16 protein-coding genes are annotated in these 22,052 nt (G+C 50.9%); 9 read left to right on the plus strand and 7 right to left on the minus strand.

Annotated features, from left to right (window positions below; genetic code table 11):
* Positions 1–25: 25 nt before the first annotated feature.
* The 6 genes from ACYVAM_RS15430 to ACYVAM_RS15455 all read left to right on the plus strand — a co-directional run bounded on the left by ACYVAM_RS15430 (position 26) and on the right by ACYVAM_RS15455 (position 5,868).
* Entirely contained in the window at positions 26–187 is a 162-nt protein-coding gene (locus ACYVAM_RS15430) for a hypothetical protein (protein WP_461068482.1), read from the plus strand.
* Positions 188–317: 130 nt separating this feature from the next.
* The gene (locus tag ACYVAM_RS15435; RefSeq protein ID WP_461068484.1) at positions 318–2,246 is read left to right on the plus strand and encodes a CocE/NonD family hydrolase; all 1,929 of its coding nucleotides are present in this window, start codon (positions 318–320) and stop codon (positions 2,244–2,246) included.
* 61 nt (positions 2,247–2,307) lie between these two features.
* Positions 2,308–2,589, plus strand: a complete 282-nt coding sequence (locus tag ACYVAM_RS15440) for a DUF427 domain-containing protein (RefSeq protein ID WP_461068486.1) — start codon at positions 2,308–2,310, stop codon at positions 2,587–2,589.
* Positions 2,586–3,320, plus strand: coding sequence for an ABC transporter ATP-binding protein (locus ACYVAM_RS15445; RefSeq protein ID WP_461068488.1), 735 nt, complete (start codon positions 2,586–2,588; stop codon positions 3,318–3,320). Before ACYVAM_RS15440 ends, ACYVAM_RS15445 begins: the two co-directional genes overlap by 4 nt.
* Entirely contained in the window at positions 3,313–4,887 is a 1,575-nt protein-coding gene (locus ACYVAM_RS15450) for an ABC transporter permease/substrate-binding protein (RefSeq protein ID WP_461068490.1), read from the plus strand. The genes ACYVAM_RS15445 and ACYVAM_RS15450 overlap by 8 nt, the downstream gene beginning before the upstream one ends.
* Positions 4,888–4,989: 102 nt before the next feature.
* Positions 4,990–5,868 carry an alpha/beta hydrolase gene (locus ACYVAM_RS15455; RefSeq protein WP_461068492.1) on the plus strand — a complete coding sequence of 293 codons (879 nt, stop codon included), beginning with the start codon at positions 4,990–4,992 and terminating at the stop codon, positions 5,866–5,868.
* A gap of 290 nt (positions 5,869–6,158) precedes the next feature.
* On the opposite strand, the gene ACYVAM_RS15460 is transcribed toward ACYVAM_RS15455, so the two are convergent.
* The 3 genes from ACYVAM_RS15460 to ACYVAM_RS15470 form a co-directional block, all read right to left on the minus strand.
* The gene (locus ACYVAM_RS15460; RefSeq protein WP_461068494.1) at positions 6,159–7,136 is read right to left on the minus strand and encodes a YsnF/AvaK domain-containing protein; all 978 of its coding nucleotides are present in this window, start codon (positions 7,134–7,136) and stop codon (positions 6,159–6,161) included.
* Between the two features lie 69 nt (positions 7,137–7,205).
* Positions 7,206–7,661, minus strand: coding sequence for a YsnF/AvaK domain-containing protein (locus ACYVAM_RS15465; protein WP_461068496.1), 456 nt, complete (start codon positions 7,659–7,661; stop codon positions 7,206–7,208).
* A gap of 472 nt (positions 7,662–8,133) precedes the next feature.
* Positions 8,134–10,056, minus strand: coding sequence for a hypothetical protein (locus ACYVAM_RS15470; protein ID WP_461068498.1), 1,923 nt, complete (start codon positions 10,054–10,056; stop codon positions 8,134–8,136).
* 245 nt (positions 10,057–10,301) lie between these two features.
* Here ACYVAM_RS15470 and ACYVAM_RS15475 point away from each other — a divergent pair, with 245 nt between their 5' ends.
* Positions 10,302–11,384 (plus strand): endonuclease/exonuclease/phosphatase family protein, encoded by a 1,083-nt coding sequence (locus tag ACYVAM_RS15475; RefSeq protein WP_461068500.1) that lies wholly within the window; start codon positions 10,302–10,304, stop codon positions 11,382–11,384.
* A 94-nt stretch (positions 11,385–11,478) separates the two neighbouring features.
* On the opposite strand, the gene ACYVAM_RS15480 is transcribed toward ACYVAM_RS15475, so the two are convergent.
* The gene (locus ACYVAM_RS15480; protein ID WP_461068502.1) at positions 11,479–12,741 is read right to left on the minus strand and encodes a hypothetical protein; all 1,263 of its coding nucleotides are present in this window, start codon (positions 12,739–12,741) and stop codon (positions 11,479–11,481) included.
* 362 nt (positions 12,742–13,103) lie between these two features.
* Between ACYVAM_RS15480 and ACYVAM_RS15485 the strand changes: the two genes are divergently transcribed.
* Together ACYVAM_RS15485 and ACYVAM_RS15490 are read left to right on the plus strand one after the other, a co-directional pair.
* Positions 13,104–15,467 (plus strand): DUF1549 domain-containing protein, encoded by a 2,364-nt coding sequence (locus tag ACYVAM_RS15485; RefSeq protein ID WP_461068504.1) that lies wholly within the window; start codon positions 13,104–13,106, stop codon positions 15,465–15,467.
* 149 nt (positions 15,468–15,616) lie between these two features.
* On the plus strand, positions 15,617–17,053 hold the full coding sequence (locus tag ACYVAM_RS15490) for a DUF1501 domain-containing protein (RefSeq protein WP_461069619.1): 1,437 nt from the start codon (positions 15,617–15,619) through the stop codon (positions 17,051–17,053).
* 221 nt (positions 17,054–17,274) lie between these two features.
* Here the strand turns inward: ACYVAM_RS15490 and ACYVAM_RS15495 are convergent, their stop codons facing one another.
* The 3 genes from ACYVAM_RS15495 to ACYVAM_RS15505 all read right to left on the minus strand — a co-directional run bounded on the left by ACYVAM_RS15495 (position 17,275) and on the right by ACYVAM_RS15505 (position 21,794).
* Complete coding sequence (locus ACYVAM_RS15495; RefSeq protein ID WP_461068506.1) at positions 17,275–18,240, minus strand: SGNH/GDSL hydrolase family protein; 966 nt, start codon at positions 18,238–18,240, stop codon at positions 17,275–17,277.
* Between the two features lie 50 nt (positions 18,241–18,290).
* A complete protein-coding gene (locus ACYVAM_RS15500; RefSeq protein WP_461068508.1) occupies positions 18,291–19,199 on the minus strand; it encodes a glycoside hydrolase family 16 protein in 909 nt (302 codons plus the stop codon).
* A gap of 81 nt (positions 19,200–19,280) precedes the next feature.
* Positions 19,281–21,794 carry a bifunctional YncE family protein/alkaline phosphatase family protein gene (locus ACYVAM_RS15505; RefSeq protein WP_461068510.1) on the minus strand — a complete coding sequence of 838 codons (2,514 nt, stop codon included), beginning with the start codon at positions 21,792–21,794 and terminating at the stop codon, positions 19,281–19,283.
* Between the last annotated feature and the right edge of the window lie 258 nt (positions 21,795–22,052).

Here is a 22,052-nt window from a genome sequence, read left to right on the forward strand (position 1 = left end):
AATATTTGGAAAACTATTGTGAGTCATGGCGGCAAGTCAGGTGAAAACGATACCGAGTAATGAAGAAGTACTCGCTGGAGTACGTCGGGCTGTTCAAAAAGTTATTGAAAAAGCCAAGCTTAACGACCAGGATTTGGTCATTGCTCGTGACGGGAAGCCTGTCCATGTCAGAGCCCGCGATTTGTAATTATTCTGCTGACTTAGTCGATATAAATTACGCAAAACGCCTGATTCGGTCAGGCGTTTTTTGTTGGTAACCCGTGTTGACCATATTACTATCTTTACGGTAACAACTCCATCAATACATTCCGATTTGTATGAACTATTGGCTTTACACTTTTCTTGCCTTTGCGTTGACCTTTTCCGCCCGCGCCCAACAGGCATCAACCAGCAGTTTCGTTCGCGATAATTACCAGAAATTCGAATACAAGATTCCCATGCGCGACGGGACAAAACTGCATACGGCGGTCTACGTCCCGAAGGATGCGTCGAAAACAACGACGTATCCGTTTATGATGCAGCGGACCTGTTACAGCGTTGCGCCATATGGCGCCGATGCCTACCCAATGCAGCTTGGCCCCTCCGGAACACTCATGCGTGACAAATTCATTTTTGTTTATCAGGATGTTCGGGGCCGCTGGGCGTCGGAAGGTACGTGGACGAATATGACGCCTACCGTAACGGATCAGCAACCCGTTGTGGCTGCGAAAGGGAAAAAGAAGACAGCAACGCCCGTGAGTACCACGGCTATCGATGAGAGTTCGGACACGTATGATACCATCGACTGGCTGCTGAAAAATGTGCCCAACAACAACGGTCGGGTAGGGCAGTGGGGAATCAGCTATCCGGGTTTCTACACGGCGGCATCATTGCCCAACGCGCACCCGGCCCTGAAAGCCGCTTCGCCACAGGCACCGGTATCCGACTTTTTCTTCGACGATTTTCACCATAATGGCGCTTTCATTCAGGCCTACCTGTTCACCTTTCCGGTGTTTGGCGTGCAGCATCCTGAGCCGACTACGAAGCCCTGGTACAACGATCAGATGATCAAAACTGGCTCGAATGACGGGTTTCAGTGGCAATATGACCTGGGGCCGCTCAAGAATGCCGACAAATATTATAAGGATAATTTTTACTGGCAGGAAACAGTCAACCACCCCAACTATGATGAGTTCTGGCAAAAGCGGAGCATCATTCCCCACCTTAAAAATGTCCGGCCCGCTGTGATGACGGTTGGCGGCTGGTTCGATGCCGAGGATTTATATGGCCCGCTGAACATCTACAAGACGGTCGAGAAAAATAATCCCAACACGTACAACACGCTGGTTATGGGACCATTCGGGCACGGTCGCTGGTCGCGCGAGACGGGCCATACGTTACACAGTAATGTCTATTTTGGCGATAGCATCGCTACGTTTTACCAGCGGAATATCGAAGCAAAATTCTTTACTCATTTTCTGAAAGGTGCTGGCGACGGCAAAACGGGTTTGCCCGAAGCCTATCTGTTTAATACTGGTCGGAATGAATGGAAAACGTTCGACAAATGGCCCGTTGCTGATACGCCCAAAATGCAGTTTTTCCTGATGTCGGATGGAACGCTGGCCAACAACCGGACAATGAACGCCACGAATAACCTGTTCTCGGAGTTCATCAGCGACCCGATGAAGCCCGTACCGTATACGGAGGACATTACGACAACGCAGGGATTTACGCCTTTCAACTACATGTCTGAAGACCAGCGGTTTGCCGGGCGTCGGCCCGATGTGCTGACATTTCAGACCGATGTACTGACCGAGGATATGACGCTGGGTGGCGAAATAATGGCCAAGTTGAAAGTGAGCACGACCGGTACTGATGCCGACTGGGTTGTCAAACTCATCGACGTGTACCCGGCCAACGAACCAAATCATCCGTACATGCCCAACAAAAACATCACCCTGGGTAACTACCAGCAGATGGTTCGTTCGGAAGCGATGCGGAGCCGGTTCCGCAACTCATTCGAGAAGCCGGAACCCTTTAAGCCGGGCGAAATAACCGACGTGAACTTTCGGTTGCAGGATGTTCTTCACACCTTCAAAAAGGGGCATCGGGTCATGATTCAGGTGCAAAGTACCTGGTTCCCGCTCATCGACCGGAACCCGCAGAAATACGTGGACAACATTTACAAAGCTGATGCTGCTGATTTTCAGAAAGCGACGCATCGCGTGTATGACAACTCGGTGATCGAGGTTCAGGTACTGAAATAGAAACCAGTTGTTCGCTTATACGGTTGTAATAGAATTGATAAACTCCTAACGCATTACACGCATGAAAGCCATCTGGAACGGCGAAACCATCGCCGAAAGTAACGACACGGTCGTTGTTGAAAACAACCATTATTTCCCGAAAGACTCGGTCAATGCGGAATTTCTGACCGATAGTGCAACGCATTCGACCTGTCCATGGAAAGGCCTGGCCTCGTATTATTCACTAACGGTCGATGGGAAAACCAATACTGACGCTGCCTGGTATTATCCCGAACCGAAGCCAGCCGCCAGCGAAATCAAAAACCGGGTGGCCTTCTGGAAAGGCGTACAGGTTGTCGAATGATCGAGGTCCGCAAGCTGACAAAACGTTTTGATTCGCATACGGCCGTTCAGGATGTGTCGCTTACAGTTGGCCAAGGAGAAACACTCGTGCTGCTCGGCACGAGTGGATGCGGCAAAACGACGACACTTAAAATGATCAATCGCCTGATTGAACCCTCAAGTGGTTCTATTCACGTCGATGGTCTGGACGTTCAGCAGCAACCCGGTCCTGAATTACGGAGACGAATTGGCTACGTGATTCAGGATGGCGGTCTGTTTCCCCACTATACGGTTGCCGATGCCATTGCCACCGTTCCGAAACTGCTCGGCTGGGAGCCCGCTCGAATTCAGGCCCGAATTCGTGAACTGATGGACAAACTTCAACTGCCCACGACTTTGCTTATGCGCTATCCGGCTGAACTGAGTGGCGGGCAGCGGCAGCGTGTTGGACTGGCACGAGCGCTGGCCGTTCATCCACCCGTCGTGCTGATGGACGAGCCATTTGGCGCCCTGGACCCCTTTACCCGAAAACACGTTCGGCGGGAACTGTTCGGCCTGAGCGAACTACGTGAAACGACGGTGGTCCTGGTAACGCACGATGTGAGTGAGGCCCTCGAATTGGCCGACCGCATTGCCCTCATGGACAAAGGCCATATTGTGCAGATTGGCCCGCCAGACGAATTACTGACCAATCCGGCTACTGATTTCGTGCGCGATTTCCTGGATGACAAACCCCACCGGCTGCATGACTGACTTCTTCGCTTTTGTTCGTGATCATGCCGATAAATTACTGGAACAGACGCTAACGCACATCGGGCTGACGTTCGTTTCATTGCTGGTTGCCTTGTTGATTGGCGTGCCGCTCGGTATTCTTATTTCCCGCCAAACGCGGCTGGCCAGTGGCGTATTGGGCGTGGCGGGCGTGTTGCAGACGGTGCCCAGTGTCGCCTTGCTGGGGTTCCTGATTCCGGTGCTCGGCATTGGGGTTGGCCCGGCTCTCGTAGCTTTGTTTCTTTATGCCTTATTGCCCATCATCCGAAATACGTACGTGGGCATCACTGAAGTGAGCCCATTGATAAAGGAGGCCGCAATGGGAGTCGGCATGACCCGAAATCAGGTCCTGACCAAAGTAGAGTTGCCGCTGGCGCTGCCCATTATTTTCGCTGGTGTGCGAACCGCAACGGTCATTAATGTAGGCGTGGCCACGCTGGCGGCTTATGTAGCTGCGGGTGGGCTGGGTGAATTTATTTTTAGCGGGATCGCCCTCAGTAATGTCAACATGATGCTGGCCGGAGCTATTCCGGCTGCTTTGCTGGCCGTTGGCTTTGATTTTGGACTGGCCCGCCTGCAGCATTTATCCGCCAAAAAACTCCGCGTTGGGGCGCTGGCGTTTGTGGTTTTGGTACCGTTCCTATCAGCGTTTTATCTGCTGCCGGGTCGGCAGGATAAGTTGGTTGCGGGCTTTGCACACGAATTTTATGGGCGCGCCGACGGTTATCCGGGCTTGCAGAAAACCTATGGCCTGCACCTGCGCCCCCGGCTTATCGATCAGAACCTGATGTACGAAGCTATCCGGCGGGAGCAGGTCGATATTATCAGTGGCTACTCCACCGATGGCCGGATCAAAGCTTTCGATTTGCTGGTTCTAACGGATACCAAACACGCTTTTCCGCCCTACGAGGCAGCTCCGGTTGTTCGGCAGGCGACCCTCAAACGTTATTCCGAACTGGGTCCAACGCTGAATCTGCTGGCCGGAAAACTGACGGATTCAGTCATGACCGCCCTGAATTATGAGGTCGATTATAAAAAGGAATCGCCCGAACTGGTTGCTCGCGCTTTTCTTAAGCGAACAGGTTTATACAAAGACCCGAAACTAGCAGTTGAATCGCCTGACGGGCGTACGGAAACGGTCGTTCTGGGATCAAAGGTGTTTACGGAACAATACATTCTGGCAGAAATTTATCGGCAACTTATTGAGGGGCAAACGCGGCTGCGGGTCGTTACCAAAACGGGCCTGGGTGGTACGCAAATTTGCTTTGATGCCCTGCGAACGGGTGCTATTGATTTCTATCCCGAATATACCGGCACGGGTTTGCTGGTTGTGTTGCAGCCCCCGGCGGCAACGCTGACAAAACTGACGATGCAGTCGGATTCGGTCTATCGCTTCTGCCGACAACAATTTCGGGCGAAGTACCAGCTCGACTGGTTGACGCCCCTGGGATTCAGCAACAGTTACTGTCTGATGATGCGCCGGAGTCAGGCCCGCCAAGACGGTATCCAGTCAATTGAGGATCTGGTTAGGTATTTAGGGGCAAAGTAGCAGGCCACCTGATTCATGTTTGTTTTCATTTAGCCGAAAGCTGGCTTCAGCTTTTGAACCCTAATTTCGGTATATCTTCTCGCTTAACTCCTTTGTTCGTCTATGACCTTATCTCGCTTGTTGGCTTGTATTATTCTATTGACGCTGCCCTTGACGGCTATTTGTGCCAAAGTCGACACACTCGATGTGCCCAGCGCTGCCATGAACCGAACGCTTCGGACGGCCGTTGTGCTGCCCGAGCGGTACAAAAAAATCAGGCAGCCGCTGCCTGTGCTGTACCTGCTTCATGGGGGAAGTGGTAGCTTTCGGGACTGGCTCACCAAAACGCCGGACAAAACCCTGTTGCAACGGCTGGCCGATCAATACAACCTGATCATTGTGACGCCGGATGGCGATCCGACCAGCTATTATTTTGATAGCCCATTGGTCAATAGTAGTCAGTTTGAGACATTTATCTCGAAAGAACTGATCGATAAAATTGATAATACCTATCGAACCATCCGCGACAAAAAAGGCCGGATTATCGCGGGTTTGTCGATGGGTGGCCACGGAGCCATGTTTATCTCGAGCCGTCACCCAGATTTATACGCTGCTGCTGGAAGCATGAGTGGTGTCATGAACATCAACACGGCAACCTGGAAAGTACCTGCTGATTTTGCCAAGTCGAGGTCCGATAATTTTGTGAAGCTATTAGGACCAGCCAAAGACGGTGATGCGCCTTATCCGGGTTATACGATGGTGACGCTTGCCGACAAGCTAAAGGAAAATAATTTGCCGCTAATTTTCGACATCGGGGTAGATGATTTTCTGATTGACACCAATCGTGACCTACACCGCCGACTCATGGAGAATAAAACGCCACATGATTATACGGAGCGGCCCGGCGCTCATACCTGGGACTATTGGGGAAACGCCTTGCCCTACCAACTGCTGTTTTTCAGCAAGGTCCTACAGACAAATGGGTCTCTGGTTAGTAAGTAAAGACCCATTGGCACTGGGTTAATTGATCTTAACCTATAGCTTCAGTTGTGGGTATACGTAAAAAAGACCTCGTCTCAATAACCGTTTCAACGGTTTAAGTAGCCCGAAAACCGTTGAAACGGTTGTTTATTTAAGAGGCTGTCTTTGACTTAACCCATAGCTAAAGCCTGTGGGCCGATAATGTCAAATCGTTGATTCATTTAACTTAATTAATTCTGGCGTTACCTATATAAACCATAAAAAAAGCCCGGCTATGCGTACATGGCCGGGCTACTTATTTGCAGAGACGTTTACCGATTGGTGTATGCCGTATTTGCGTCATCGTCCAAATCAATTGAACGATTTGCCTGATTTGTCTGGGTCAACGGGTCTGTAGACGTCAGGTTCTCAACCTCTACATCCGTACTTCGAACGGTATCCCGGACGGTTTCAACACGTTCGTTCACCTCTTTGCCGACCGATATTTCTTCAACGACGTTGGCCGTTTTCGAAACAACGGGGACTTCGGCATGCTCGATCAGTTCAATGCTGCCTTCCTGAAAAGCATTCAGGTCATCGGCTGTAGCCGGGCGATTGACGGGCGTCCGTTGCACACGCACACGCTCTTCACGTAGGCGCAGGCTTTCTTCCACGGGCCGTTCAATGATCCGGCTGCGAACCCGAACGCCACCGCGCTCAATTTCCCGTTTGCCTACTTCCAGATTTTCTTCGATGACTTTTATGGTCTGATCAGCATTGGTATCCGTTACTGGTAGACGATCCGTTGTGTTCGTCAGATCGTCAGTGACACCATAACCTGTGCCCGTAGCGCCTATTCCGGTAGTCGCTGCACCTGTGCTGGCTGCATTGTAGTCAACGCTATTGGGTGTGTTGCTGGTTTGGTTATAGTTCGAGTATCCATATTCGGCCGCCCGCTCATCCACGTCAACAGCTCCGTATTCGTCGAGCAGATCGGCGGCCCGTTCGGCGTCATCCGATGATTGAGCATGAACCGTTACAATGGAGCCCCGGCTGGCTACATGCGAATACTTGCGCGAATCATCTGAGTCACTACCAAACAGCGAGCTGAAGAAGCCACCAATTCCACTGTTGTTATCATCGTCATCGTCCCGATCAACTCGGGTGGTCGTGCTGTCTGTGTAGTTCGACGCTGTCTGAGCTGACAAGTCGATGCTGTCACGAGAGAAACCGTTGCTTACTAGTTGGTCTACGGCGCGTTGCGCATCTGATGCGTCATCGAATACACCGATTACTGTTTGTTGTGCCATTGTTCTGTGGTTTTGTTGAGTTTAAGTATGTACTATAATTAAGTGGTAATGCAAAGCTGGATAGTACGGTCACTCCGATTGTTTATCCGGAGCGATGGGTATTCGTTCAATTACGATGTTCTCTTTTCGGAGAGTGACTTCCTGCGATCGGTGTTCATGCACCTGGTGTTTCGTTACGTAGACTTCCTCGACTAACAAGATTTTTTTCTGGGTAACGATTACTTCCTGGAGGACCGGGATAATCATTGTATCGCCTTCGTAGCGAACGCTCGGGGGCGTTTCTACATACTGATTTCGGGCGACCCGTTCAACCGTAATTTCTTCCCGGCTGGTCGGTAGATTGACAACCTGCCGATCTTCACTCACTCGTTTGGTTATGTGAACCACGCCCGTTTCGATCACCTGTTTATCAATCTGCACCTGCTCCTGGATGACATCAAACCGATGGGTTTGCTCTGTCCAGGCCGTTGCTGATGAGGGCAGAATCTGGTTAGGTACTTGAGTTGAATCAGCTTCGTAGTTCATGCCATGTTAAAGAGAAGAAAGGCAAATTTTGTTTAAAATATTTGTCCTATGTATTTTATGGGATTTACTGCTATGAAAGTAGCTTCTCCTTTATGGGGCAGTATGTGGCTGATAATGAATTAGTTGATTTTGCCTCGTGTAATAGGTTGAGCACCTATAAGTTATTTATCTCCCATGTATGAGCTGTAATGATCACAATTAGGTAATAGTACCCTTTCCCATGGTAAGCAGGTTTTTTTCATTGATTTATTGCCAACGAAGTTAGGTAGTGGGAGGTATGTTTGTGAGAGTGCAAGGAAAGCTGGTGTCATTAATCGTCGGTGTTTTCCGGCGCTTATTTAAGTCAAATTAAGACGATGAACGACGATAGGCAATCACGCAGCAATAGACTAAATGTTAATAAAGCTGATGGCCTTACCAATCAGACAACCAGGGTTCCTGGCTTTGTCAACGTTTTCTGTTTATTCAATCCTTAGTTATTGCAGGCGCAGGGAAAGTGAATGAGTTTGCCCAACTGGCTATTTACTTTAGCTCTGGCACCGGACGATTTAGGAATGAAAACGATATGACCCGTAACCGGTATCTGTGTTTCGGCAATCGGTTGCCCATACCGGGCGTAAAATGCCTTTACGCAGGATTCCGGGATCAGATCAGTGCATAGATTTATGCCTGCAAAATCATTTAACGTATAAAAACGATCGAAAAATGCCCACTGCGCTTTGGTGAAGCAGGCCGTAAGGTGTTTTGCCTTTACAAAATCGGGCATCTCGGCATGTTCGAGTAGTTGTGGCCAGCCAGCCTTCAGAAACGGTTGAATTTGTGCGTCATGAAGTCGACCGAAATATTGACCGATCGTCTTTTTTCCATGAAACCGTTTATACGTATACAGCATACTGGTTGTACTATAAAGAGGGCAAAGACCGTTCACTCCGCCTACACCGTTGCCGCCAACCACACAAAAGGGCCAGTCCAAGATGGCCGCTCCTGGCTGCTGTTGAATTTGCTTCATATAAGGCGCAAACGATGCCGGGAAATAGTAGGGTTGCCAGGTATACCGATACTGAAACACCGTACTTGCTTCGACCAGGCCAATGAGCAGGAGTGGTATCCAGACGGAAGAGGGCAATCTGGTTGGCAGATATAACGCAAAAATAGCCGCCATAACCGGGTAAATAAGGGTAACGCGTGATGGATGACGATTGAACCGGCACCAGGGAAAAATCTGTAACGAAGGTATACGGATCGGGTGATAAACGAAGTGTATAATAAAGAAAACGGCCAATGGCAAATAGGCCCACCGAACGGCTCGTGGTGTGTGCCAAAAACCAAGAGTCGCCAGACCCAGTAGGAGCCAGCCCGGACTACCGGCTCCATATCCTTCCGGCATGTCATGAAAGGGATTGTGCATGGCATAATCTGCCAAATGGAAACCTGGAAAATAAGGCTGCAGGAGTCGTAAAGGATGCATCCAGCCATGCCCGCCACTAAACGGATCGGCAAATGTGAAGACAGATGCCTGCCGTAGTATATCGAGTAAAATAGGCACATAAAAAAGAGCCAGACAACAGGACACCAACAGTAGAGCCGTTGAATATACAGGATGCCAGTTAGTTCGCCAGGCTGTTAACGTCTGATGCAGTACGGCCGTTATTCTCTCCGGTTGCCGGTAAGCTCTATAGATCGTCAGCCCAGTTATGAACAAGGTACTGATGGTAAACGAACTTAGAGCGTAACCCAGCACATAGCCCAGGTCAAGGCCCAGGCATAAGGTGAGTAGAAGCAACTTCAGCAAGACCATAGTCAGGGGAATATGCTCATAAAGAACGACTCGCCGAACCAGTAAAAAATCCGTAATGAAACTTAACACTGTCCAGTGAATGAGGCTATAGGCAAAGTGACCGGGATACTTGTTTAGGGCGTAAAAATTGAGGAACGTAACGATAAAGCCCGCTAGCCAGGCCCGTCTGTTGCCATAATCCGCGCGTAGCAAAAGATATGTCCCTACGCTGGTTATCAATAGGCTCAGCAGATAATACAGGTTGAGCCAGGGGCCTAAACCGAAAAGCCGGTAACCTGCTGCATACCAGCTATTCGACTCAAGTGCCCACCCCTGAAAGGCATGGTTGGTTCCATACGGAAAAAACGTTTGATTACTGACTAGACTGAGATGGGGCAGGGGCGTAAATGAAAGATTCTCAAGGAAATAATACCCCATATATTCCCACTGATCCGTATCGCCGGGTAAGGTCTCGGCCAGAGGCCCCGAAAAGTTTCGGACGAAGAAGAGGCCATACAACAGGGTAAGCACTATAAAAAGGCCTATACCAATTTTTCTGTCGGATAGTAAGGGCGGGAATTGACTAAATACAGTAGAGTTAGCGTATAAACGATGCATTAAGTTAGAGAAGAGGATATGGAGACGAATATAGGTCAATATCTTAATCGGTAGCCAGTTTAACGGGTATCCTTCTACTAAGGAATGGAATAGTACTGTGACCGAGAACTACTGCACCTGGATTAACTTTACAGGAGTCATTGTTAGGGCTCTAAGTGGTTGATAATAAACTGCCTGTCTTTAAAAGGAAAACCGGTGCCCGCCATTTACGGTTATACTCATCAACCGCCATCTTTAACACCACCATGCACACTATTGAGTATATCCTGCTTGCCTATGCAATTGTTGTAACCGTAGCGTCATTCATTAATTTTATACGTCTGGATTATTGGTGGATCCGGATCTGGGATTTTCCTCATTTACAGCTTACAGTACTGGCCGCCATTGGGCTTGTCTGTTGGCTGGCAATCAATCACACACTCACGGGTTATTATAATCTCGTGCCCATTGGTCTGCTGGCAACCCTGTGCTATCAGGGATGGCTCATTTACCCGTTTACGCCCCTACACAAGAAACAGGTCGTTCGGGTCGCTAGCCGAACCAGCATCGATGAGTCCGATGATAACACGATTCGATTGCTGGTGGCCAACGTACTGATGGATAATTCCCGAACAGCCCACGTTGTGAATCTGGTAAATAAACACAAACCCGATGTGCTTCTGCTGCTGGAAGCCGACCAGAAATGGCAGGATGCATTAGCGCCGGTAGCACCCGATTATCCCCATCAGGTATTACATCCGCTGGAAAATACGTATGGTATGTTGCTCTACTCGCGCTTACCGATTCGTCACCATGAGCTACGTTTCCTGATTCAGGATGACATCCCATCGGTCTACGCTCAACTGGAATTACCCTCCACCCAAGTCATAAACTTCTATGGCGTTCATCCCATGCCACCCAGCCCCACGGAACATTACCGGTCAACGGAGCGGGATGCTGAATTGCTGCTGGTGGGCAAAGAGGCCCGAAAAAGAGGGGGCGCTACTATTATTGCCGGTGATCTGAACGATGTGGCCTGGTCGCACACGACCCGTCTGTTTCAACGGGTGAGTGGTTTACTTGATCCCCGCATTGGCCGGGGACTGTACAATACATTTCATGCCTGGTATTTCTTTCTGCGCTGGCCGCTCGACCACGTTTTTGTCTCGACTCATTTTCAGTTACAGAAAATTTTGCGCCTGCCCAACGGCGGGTCTGACCATTTCCCTATGTTTATTTCCTTAACCTATGTATCTGAACCGGAGCAGGCACAGGAAGAAGTACCAGAGCCTGAGAAAGATGATCTGGAAGAGGCACATGAAAAAATAGCTGAAGCAAAGGAAAGTTAATCGAATCTGAACGAATAGCTATATACGCAAGAGATTATATAGCAAAAAATACGGGCAACCCATATCAGGTTGCCCGTATGCAATACTCAATTAATCAGGAGAATTCCAGAGGTTGTTCACTGGAAACCGTCAGCTGAGCGGCCAGGTCTGTCAACCGGTTCTGCATCATATTCTTCAGCGCCTGCCACCCTGTATTCCATCGCCGAATTACATTTACTTCCCGTACTTCGGCAGGCTCTTTGGGCTGGTTCGGCTGTTCATAATATTCGGGCATTCGAGCCGTCATCTGGCTGACAATCGCTTCGATAGAGCCATTCAGGATCAAGTCAGCATCGGCTTTTGCCAACTGAATAAGCGCACGACACATCGACGCTGTGTAAAAGGCGCAGTCAATATCCTGGTGACGAACGGGTACGCCATCATGCAGACGCTGAAGTTTTACGCCCCCATCTTCAAGCCTGTCCGAGGCCGGTGCCTGATCGGCAGGCTGCGGAAAAACAGCATCTATTTTCTGCTTGAATTTATCCCACCAGGGCGGTCGCTGTCCCGGATTGAGGGTGTCACAGAAAATGATCCGTTGGGGTAGTGAAGGTAATTCCGGATCCATAACCAGCAGAGCGGCTCCCAGGTGGCGGTCGTCGGCAGCATGTCGTCGTTGAATCACGAAACAATGTGGCTGGGTGGCCCCTTCTTCGTTCAACTGCTCTGTCATGGCTTTAACAGACCGTAAGGAATCGTCCATATAACCTTCCGTAATCACATGAACCGGCAGTTCAAAGTCAGAAGGCACCATGGCTTCCCAACGCAACTGATGCGCCAGAATGGTTAGGGCGGTGCTATCGGTACGGCGGGTTCCAAAATAGACGCCTATATCTTCTCGGGGTGGCTCGCCATTCGTATCGGTTGGCTGAATGGTGTCGCCATACGTACCCTGCCGACTGAGCGGACTGTAGCGAAAAGGCACCTCCAGGTGTTCGCGCTGGGCGGCTATGTTGTAAATACGCTTCTCAAACTGAGCCAGTAGCGGCTCATACGCGTCATTCTGAAAGTAAACTTCGTCGATAGGTCGAAGCAAATGGCGGGATATATGCTCCTGTTCGAGCAATCGCTCGAAGGCATCCTCCCGGTGTTTAAAGAAGCTGCGCAGAGCGCCTTGCTCCACAAATTCCTCTGTATCGCCTTCGCCCTCCAGACTCTTGGTCGATACGGTACCCTGCTCAATCCAATCGCGCAGAAACTGCTTAACGGCCAGATCGAAACCATGATTGGCCGCTTCGGCCTGCTCTCTGGTGTAGTTGTTTTGATGAATTTTTACTCTGCTGATGGGATCAAAGAATGTCCCAGCGGTTTTGTTCATTGATTGATGTATAGTGTTAAAGAGTGGTAAGATGACGCATCTGTTTTCCAGCCGCTAGATACGTTTGCTATTTACGAGCTAAAGTAGCGATTTTTAGGGAGGTTACCAACGCGCTGATCTGTGTAGAAATAACATTGACGGCCCGGCGAGAAGTTTCCACCGCAGAATCTATTTTCAGGGTGTTTGACTGTTCTATGTATAGCAGAGTGATCAGCCTCAATAGCCTGGCTATCAGGAGCAGTAAAATAGTTTATATGTTTAGCTTTTATACAGGTCACGTCAAGGACGCTTCCCGGCCGTTGAACAGGAGGACACATCAAGTCTTCGCCCGGAATCTTTACAAATTTCCTTACCCAACATAAATGACTGTAGTAACTGAATCATTTTGGCTTTGGCAGTTTCTGGGCCGTCTGCACCCGCTGATGGTCCATTTCCCCGTAAGCTTGTTGTGTATTGCCTTACTGCTAGAGGTCATCGGCTGGTTTCGAAAATCAACGGACTGGCAGCCGGGTATTAGGGCGCTGGTCTGGATTGGTACTGTCAGCGCAATTGTGGCGGCTTCGCTGGGCCTGCTTCTCGTGAATCAGGACGATTATGGCGGAGATACCGTTACCATTCACCAGTGGTCAGGGCTGGCAACCATGGTGCTGGCCATAGCGACAGTCGTTGCGCTTCGGAGCGGACGGGTGCCGCTATACCGAAGTTTGCTGGTTGTTACGGTCGTTGGGGTTAGTCTGGCGGGCCACTACGGGGCTATGCTCACCCACGGCGACGACTACCTGACCAGTGTGCTACCTTCCCGCCATAAACCGGCCAGTCCAGCTCAAGGCGAATCAACAGTTACTTTTGCCACGGCCACTACCGGGCAGCCTTTAGACGAGAAGCAGATTGGCGAACTGAACCTGGAAGTCCGGTCTATTCTGGCCCACAACTGCTACAGTTGTCATAGTGCGACCAAAATTAAAGGCGGTTTGCGCCTGGACAAGAAAGAGTTTGTTCTGAAAGGTGGGGAAGATGGGACTATTCTGGAAGCTGGTCACCCCGAAAAGAGCGATCTGATTCGGCGTATCAAACTTCCCGCTGGTCATGAAGACGCCATGCCCACCAAAGGCAAACGCCTGACCGAGCACGACATTGCGCTGCTCGAGTACTGGATTCAGCAGGGCGCTCCCTGGCCGAGTGGAGCCGAAAAAAGTATTTATCGGGTAGCGGCTCTGGAACCCCGGCTACCCGCCCTGCCCGAAGCAGTCAATGGACTGACGAATCCGGTCGACCTCTTTGTCAACGTTTATTTCCAGCAACATAACCTTTCCTGGAAAGGTGTCGTAGACAATCGAACATACATCCGTCGGGTATATCTGGATGTCGTGGGGTTGTTGCCTACGCCCCAGCAGATCAACGCGTTTGAAGCCGACCCGCGCCCAGCTAAACGCGAGGTGCTGGTCAACGAGCTACTGAATCGGAATGCCGACTATGCCCAGCATTGGTTGACATTCTGGAATGATGCCCTTCGCAATGATTATACCGGTACAGGCTACATAACCGGGGGGCGTTTCGACATCACCAATTGGCTATACACCTCGCTGAAAGTCAATAAACCCTATAACCAGTTTGTGCGGGAACTCGTCAGCCCAACGAAGGAATCGGAAGGGTTCATCAAAGGCATCAAATGGCGCGGCACGATCAATTCGAGCCAGCGGACAGAGATGCAGGCGGCCCAAAATGTATCGCAGGTGCTGCTTGGGTTGAATTTAAAATGCGCGTCGTGCCACGATAGTTTTATCAGCGACTGGAAACTGGCTGATGCCTACGCCTTTGCCAATGTGTTTGCCGATACGACGCTGGAAATCAACCGCTGCGACAAGCCGACCGGAAAGATGGCCGGAACAAAGATCATTTTCGAGAAGCTCGGGACGATCAATGGCAAAGCAACTACCAAAGAGCGACTTCGGGAACTGGCCGATTTCATGGTGAATCCTAAAGATGGTCGGTTGTACCGTACGGTTGTCAACCGCATTTGGGCGCAGGTGATGGGCCGGGGCCTTATCGAACCCGTCGATGTGATGGACAACGACCCCTGGAGTCAGGATTTGCTGGACTGGCTGGCGGCTGATTTTGTGGCCAATGGCTATGATATAAAGAAATTGATGGCAACCATTCTGACGTCCAGAACCTATCAGCTTCCGTCGGTTGGTCTCAAGGATGCCGATTTGATTACGTCGCCCAAATTTGTTTTTCAGGGTATGGTTCGCCGTCGGCTTACGGCCGAGCAGTTTGCCGATGCCGTGAGTCTGGCCTTTAGCCCGGTGTATATCGACACATCCATTGTTGAGAAGTCATTTCCCAAGAAGATCAAGAAAGAGGTACCATTTCCACGGGCCGCCCTGGTCAAAAATGATCCGTTCCTGACAGCGCTGGGCCGACCCAACCGCGAGACCGTGAGTACCAGCCGATCGTCGCAGGCCAACCTGTTGCAGGCACTGGAACTGACCAACGGCGAGCAATTCAACGACGCCCTCAAGCGAGGAGCCCAGCAGTGGAAAGCGTTGTATCCAACGTCGGATGAGCTGGTCAAAAATCTGTATTGGAAAGCCCTGGGCCGTGAGCCCAAACCGAAGGAACTGGCCATTGCTCAGAAAATTGTTGGTAAAAATCCCAGCACCGAAGGCATTCAGGATTTGGTCTGGGCCATTAGCCTGCACCCTGAATTTCAATTGATTTACTAGTGGTGGATGATGCGGGGTTTTGAGAAACCGACATCCCGATAATGCCGGGAAAATCGTACAGTAAATAGGGATAAATAATACCTTATAACTGCCTGATGGACAGCGGTTGGGCATAGGAGAGCAATAGATGGTTTTGACAGAGCAAGATGATGAGAAGCAACTGGAACAGACGGGAGTTTTTGCAAAAAACAAGTGCGGCCACTATGGCGGCTTTGGCGGCAGGCGCTCCCATGTCGAGCCTGCTGTCAGGCTGTAGTCGAACGCTGAAACCGGGCCAGACAACCGGCACCGCCGACACGGTGATTCTGCTTTGGATGGCGGGTGGCATGGCCCATACCGAAACCTTTGACCCCAAACGCTACACGCCTTTCGAGAAAGGGATGGAAGGCAAGCGGGTGTTAAGTACGTTCAAGTCGATTCCTACCGTGCTGGATGGCATTAACTTCTCCGAAGGGCTCCAATCCATTGGCCGCGTGATGGATAAGGGAGCGCTCATCCGCTCGTATGTAGCCGCCGATATGGGGCATATTTTGCATTCGCGCCATCAGTACCACTGGCACACGTGTTACGAACCGCCCCAAACGGTAGCGGCCCCACATCTGGGTTCCTGGATCGCCAAAGAGTTAGGTCCTAAGAATCCGGTAATTCCCGCCTTTGTCGATATTGGCCAGCGGTTCACTGTGGGCGAAGCCGAGGAGCTGAAGGCCTTCCATACCGCTGGTTTTTTGGGCAATGAATACGGGCCGTTCTTCATTCCCGACCCAAGTCAGGGACTGGAAAGCGTTCGGCCGCCCGTTGGGATGGACGCCAAACGATTCGAACGGCGAAACCAACTCTATAATGACCTGATCAGCAGCGGGCCGATGGGCGAATACGGCAGCGATTATCAGAAAGAGTCCCTCAAACGGTCGATGGAGCAGGCGTACAGGCTGCTCAACTCCCCCGAAGCAAAAGCTTTCGATCTGAGCAAAGAGCCCAAAGCCAGTTACGATATTTACAACACCGGAAAATTTGGCCTTGGCTGTTTGTTGGCCCGCCGACTCACCGAACAAGGCGCCCGCTTTATTAGCGTCACAACGGAATACGAACCCTTCAAGGGCTGGGATACACACGAAAATGGGCACACACGTCTGGAAGATATGAAGAAACAGATCGATGGACCAGTGGCTCAACTGATCAAAGACCTGGATCAATCGGGTCATCTGGATCGCACGATCGTTATTCTGGCCAGCGAGTTTAGCCGGGATATGATGGTGGAAGGACGACCGGGTGCCAAAGTGCAGGAGCAGGTTGAACAGCCAGACGTTCTTTCCGATCTCAAATTTTACGGCATGCACCGTCATTTTACCGATGGCTGCTCCATCCTCATGTTTGGTGGCGGAGTCAAGAAGGGTTTTGTATACGGAAAAACTGCCGATGAGCGCCCCTGCAAAACCATCGAAAATCCGGTGCGTATCGAAGGGATTCACCAAACGATTTATCACGCGCTTGGCATCGCGCCAGATACGCACTATGAAGTAGAAAAACGCCCATTCTATTCCACGCCCGACGGCCTGGGGAAAGCGGTTCTGGACTTGCTGGCCTGATAGCGCGAACGTTTTCGTTCGTGCTAATTATTCTTCGGCCTATGGCCGATTTATGGGCAACTAATTTCTTCCGGCCAGAGGCCGGTAGCTAGTCAGCACGAACGAAGACGTTCGCGCTATCAGGGTCGCGCTATCTTTAGCTACCGGATAGGGTACGTTGTACCTTTCCTAAAAGACCAATACGGCAACTGCCTGGTCTGTTACAGAGCCTACGTTCACAGCTATTGACGAAGTGCCTTAATTTGGGCGTCTATGCCGGCGGCTTTCGCTTTGGCTTCATTGAGCGGCAAGCCTGTTTTCATTCCCGGCCGGTCGTGTCCGGCCGTGGTTAACCAGGCATCTTTCATGATGTTCTGGCGTTCGGTTACCAGCGTAATAAGTTGTGCTGCATTCTGAATAGGCCCAATGGCGGCTGCCAGGTTGGGTGCCTTTGCCACGGCTTTTTCGCCTAGACCCAGCAAGATGCTTCGGGCCATAATCCAGTGTCCAACCGCACCTGGATGAACACCGTCTTCGGCCAGGGCAAACCCATCAATCGCAAAGCTGGAATCGACCTTTCTGTGGGCTTCCAGATACTGCTTCATGGGATAGTGAATATCGATGACGTCCCATGATTGGGCGGCTTTTTGCGCCAATAACCAATCGGCATAGCGGTCCAGGACAGCCGCGTAGCCCGGATGACCACCTTTCAGTTCGTCGAATAGGGGGGGCGTCAGATGAATGAGTTTGGCTCCTGATTTGACCACTTCCTGATGCAGCCAGTTCAGGCCATCTTTGAACTTTTGAAACCGGCCCTCGTCAAAAGGCAAATAAATGCCGTCGTTCATGCCGTAGCAGGCAAAAACCAGATCTGGCTTGGTGAGGGCCAGCACCCTGGCGAGTCGTGTGTGTAGATCGGGGCGAGGAAATTGCCCACCTGCATGGCCCTGTTCCGACAGACCGGAAACGGTTTCACTCGGCAAGCCAACGTTAATGAATTCAAGGGCTTGTTGTGGGTAATGCGTCGTGAAATAGGCGTCGATGTCGACAACGTAAGCGCCCGCGTAGGTGATGCTATTGCCGATGAAAACAACCCGACGGACATTGGCCGGAAACGGAGACTGGGCGTAACACCAGCTGCTTAACTGGCTGATTAGAAGGAGGGAGAGGAGGGTACGCATACGCATCGCTAAGCGGCTGGTGGGCATAGTAGTTGAGTTTGTCTAACGCAAGTGGAGTGTGTATGGATACCGAAAAGCTACTTCTGATAAACCCGTACGTAGTCTACCACAAACTGTCTCGGAAAAGTAGTTGCCGCTGGATCACCTCCGTTATCGCCCCCAATAGCTAGGTTCAGAAGCAGATAATGAGGCTGCCGGAACGGATTCGTGTCCGTGCCATCCTGATTGATCGTTTCGGTTAAGGCAATTGTGTTGAGCAGTTGATCGTCGACATACAGGCTGATCGCTTTTTCGTCCCAATCCATACGCCAAATGTGAAACTTGGTCGGCCAGTCCGGGTCGTTAAACGTATTGATGGGCTTTTTTACACTACTCCATTTTGCCGTATATCGCTTACTGGTTGCCCAGGCCACATTGGCCAGCAGCATGTTCCGGTAGTATTCCATAATGTCGATTTCGCCGTTCGATGGCCACTCACCCGCCACGCCGAGCGTCCAGAAAGCAGGCCATAGTCCCGGATGGGTATCAATGCGGGCTTTCATATCAAACCGCCCGTATTGCCACTGGTGCAGGCCGTTCGTTGTCAGGCTGGAAGCTGTATAATCTATAGAGGGTCGATTGGTTTTCCAATTTGTGCTATTGGCCTGATAAGTCGGGTTGGGCCGCTTCTCCCGACGGCCTTCAATAATAAGCAGTCCATTTTCGCAACGGGCGTTGTCAGGCTGATACCACTGAAGTTCATTATTTCGGACAAACCCCTTTTCGAACGTCCAGTTTTTGGGATCTGGCGGCCCATCGGCCGTAAACTCATCGGCCCAAACCAGCTTCCAGGCTGTACTTGATTGGGTAACCGACTCCGATGCCCTGGATGATTGAGCAAATCCGTACTTGCTTATGACTAGTATAAGCAGGAAAATGAACGGGTAGATGAGGACAAGCCGACTTGTCCTGACTCGCTTTGCCGACGTGAAGAGCGGATCTTTCATGTAGGGCAAAGGTGAATTTATCTCCGATACTACTCACCATAGATAGGGCCTTACAGCGCTGTTCTTACCAGTATTCATTGCCTACTCATCATCGTCGTCGTCATCATCTTCATCCACTTTTTTTCCTAATCGGACGAAGGCGCCCCGGCGGGGAGCGGGCATGATACTTTTGGGCCCCCGTACCGTTTGCCAGACAATCTCACTGAAAACAAGGTCGTCGATGTCGTCGGGATGAGACAAGTTGAACTGGGAAGACCGTCTTGAATTTGAGTTGACCGCCACGTTTTTTTCGTTGACGTCGACCCCGGGAGTCTGCGCTACATACGGACTTGAATTGGCCGTTTTAGCAAAGCAGCGCCACATAGGCGTGGCTGCGGCATCGTACTGGCTCATGGGTTTCAAGCCTAAAATCAATTCCATCGTGCGCAGTAAGCCAGAGGTCGAATACATGGTATGATCTACATAACCACGCTTCACGAATCCCCCGGCCAGAAAGGCGATGGACCGGTGAGCATCCACATGATCCGGTCCGTTCTGAGCATCATCCTCCAGAATAAATACGACCGATTCGTTCCAGATCGGGCTTTTGGACAAATGTTCGACAAAGCGGCCAACGGCCAGATCATTGTCGGCTACGGCGGCTTCAGGCGTGGGCAACCCAACCCGCGCGCCCGATGTATGGTCGTTTCCGAAGCGCACCGTGTTCAGTCTCGGTAAGGCTCCGGCCGCCAGCAGCCGATCGAAGTCTTTTTCCCAGACTTCCTCCCGTTGTATGTCCTGATAGGCGAGGTTGAACCCCTTGAAGTCGGGGCAGTTATGGCCTTCCAGAGTCTTAATGTTGGGCTTCTCATCCACAAACCAGCCGTAGCTGCGGAAGGAGATGCCCGCCCGTTGGCAGTGATCCCAAATGAATCCATCGCGCGGGTGGGCAATTTCTTTCTGGCCCTCATAATCATACGTACCCCCGCGACCACCGTAGCTGGTTACCCAGTTTTTCTCGACATAATCGTTCGCGTAAGCCGCCGACGACCAGTTGTGCCCGTCGGCGCTGACTTCGGCATCGACGTAGAAGTTATCCAGCAGCACAAACTGCCTGGCCAGGGCATGCTGGTTGGGCGTTACTTTTTGAGGGAACAGGCAAAGGGCCGGATCGCCGTTGCCTTCGGGCATGTCGCCCAAAACCTGATCGTAGGTCCGGTTTTCCTTGATGATGTAAAACACGTACTTGATGGGTGACCGTGACGACGGACCATTTCCACCAACGCGCATTGGAATTGGGTTACCCGGTTCTCCTTCGGCCCGTTGTTCCTTGCTTTTGGTATAGGGTGTATTGGCATAGACCAACCGCGAATAGGCAGCTAGCACCTCGGTTGTCGGTACGTCGATAATGGAGAGCGTTCCTTTGAATAAGCCGGCGATGTACTGAACCGGCCCTGCGTTTGCCTGAGGATTTGGGCCGACTTGCTGCGATGTTCGCGAGCGTACTGGGTTGGGTCCTCTCGGATTCGCCTTCGACGAGAAGCCTTTTCCGTTGGTAACCAGAATTTTCGAGCCAATAACCTTGACCGACGTTGGATACCAGCCCGTTGGGATAAATCCGCTGGAATGGCTGTGGCCTTTTCGGGTTATATCGAATACGGCCAGGCAGTTGTTGTCGGCGTTAGCGATGTAAAGGGTATTTTCGTCGTCGCTCAGGGCCAGCCCATTGGGTGTAGTGCCGATGGGTGCGTTCGGAAAAAGCGAGGTGGTGAGCGTTTCAATCACCTGCCGTTTGGCCACATCGATCAGTGCTACGGTATTATCATTCCCATTGGCCACAAACAGGTAGTGGCCATCGTGGGTAAGCAACAGGTCATTGGGGTTTTTATAGGTAGCAATTTTAGCTGTTATGGTCAGCGTATTCGTATTGATCACCAGCACGCTGGCCCCGCCCCAGAGCGAGACAAACAATTCGTTTTTATCGGGAGATAGCAAACACGTATAAGCTGCTTTGCCCAAGTTTACCCGGTTGAGCGTTTTTTTTGTCTGCGTGTCTGTAACGTACAGCGCACTATCTTCTTTGGTGACGACGTAAATCCGGTTTTTGGCATCGTCGATGCACAAACCCGTTGGTGATACTTTCACGGGCCAGGGTTTGGCCAGCACAATGGGTTCATCGGGTACTAATTGTCCGTTATCGATCGTATAAACCAGGATTTTATTGTCATTTCCGCCCGATGCGTACAGCCGTTTTTCGTCGGCGCTAAACGCCAGACCCAGGTAAGCTTTCCCCACTTTCGCCGTATCCAGCACCTGTTGTGTTTGGGCGTCAAGCAAGGTAATGCTCTGTGTACTCTGCCCATTATTAGTGACCGCCAGGTATTTTTTAGACGGAGAAACGACCAGGTTTAGCGGCAAATCGTCCAGATTGACACTTTGCCCCGGCGGTGTCAGGGCCCAGCCATTGGGCAATTGAACACGAGCCGCGGCCAATTTCTGATACATAGCGGCTTCATCAGCCGAGCTGCCTGTGCTACCCGTTCGATGACAACTGATAATCAGGCAAGAAAGAAGAAAAAAGCTTACTACAGCAAGAAGCGTTGTCCGTTGTATCATACAAGCGATACCTGTTAATGTTCGGGTAAAATAACTGTGTTTTTGGCAGATTCTACTGATTGGCAGCGCGATTGGTTGATTAAATGATTGTTAACGAACTCGCTTCACCGATGGACATGAGCCCCAGCCAATGTGCGTTTCGGTTCTGTGCCAAACCGACCGGTCGGGTCGTTGTGGCAAATTCATTCGTCAGGAATAAACCGATGTCTATCCGGTTTATTCTGCCCTTTGTCCACTTTTGATTTCGGGTTCGCGCTG

Source organism: Spirosoma horti (genome assembly GCF_054776595.1).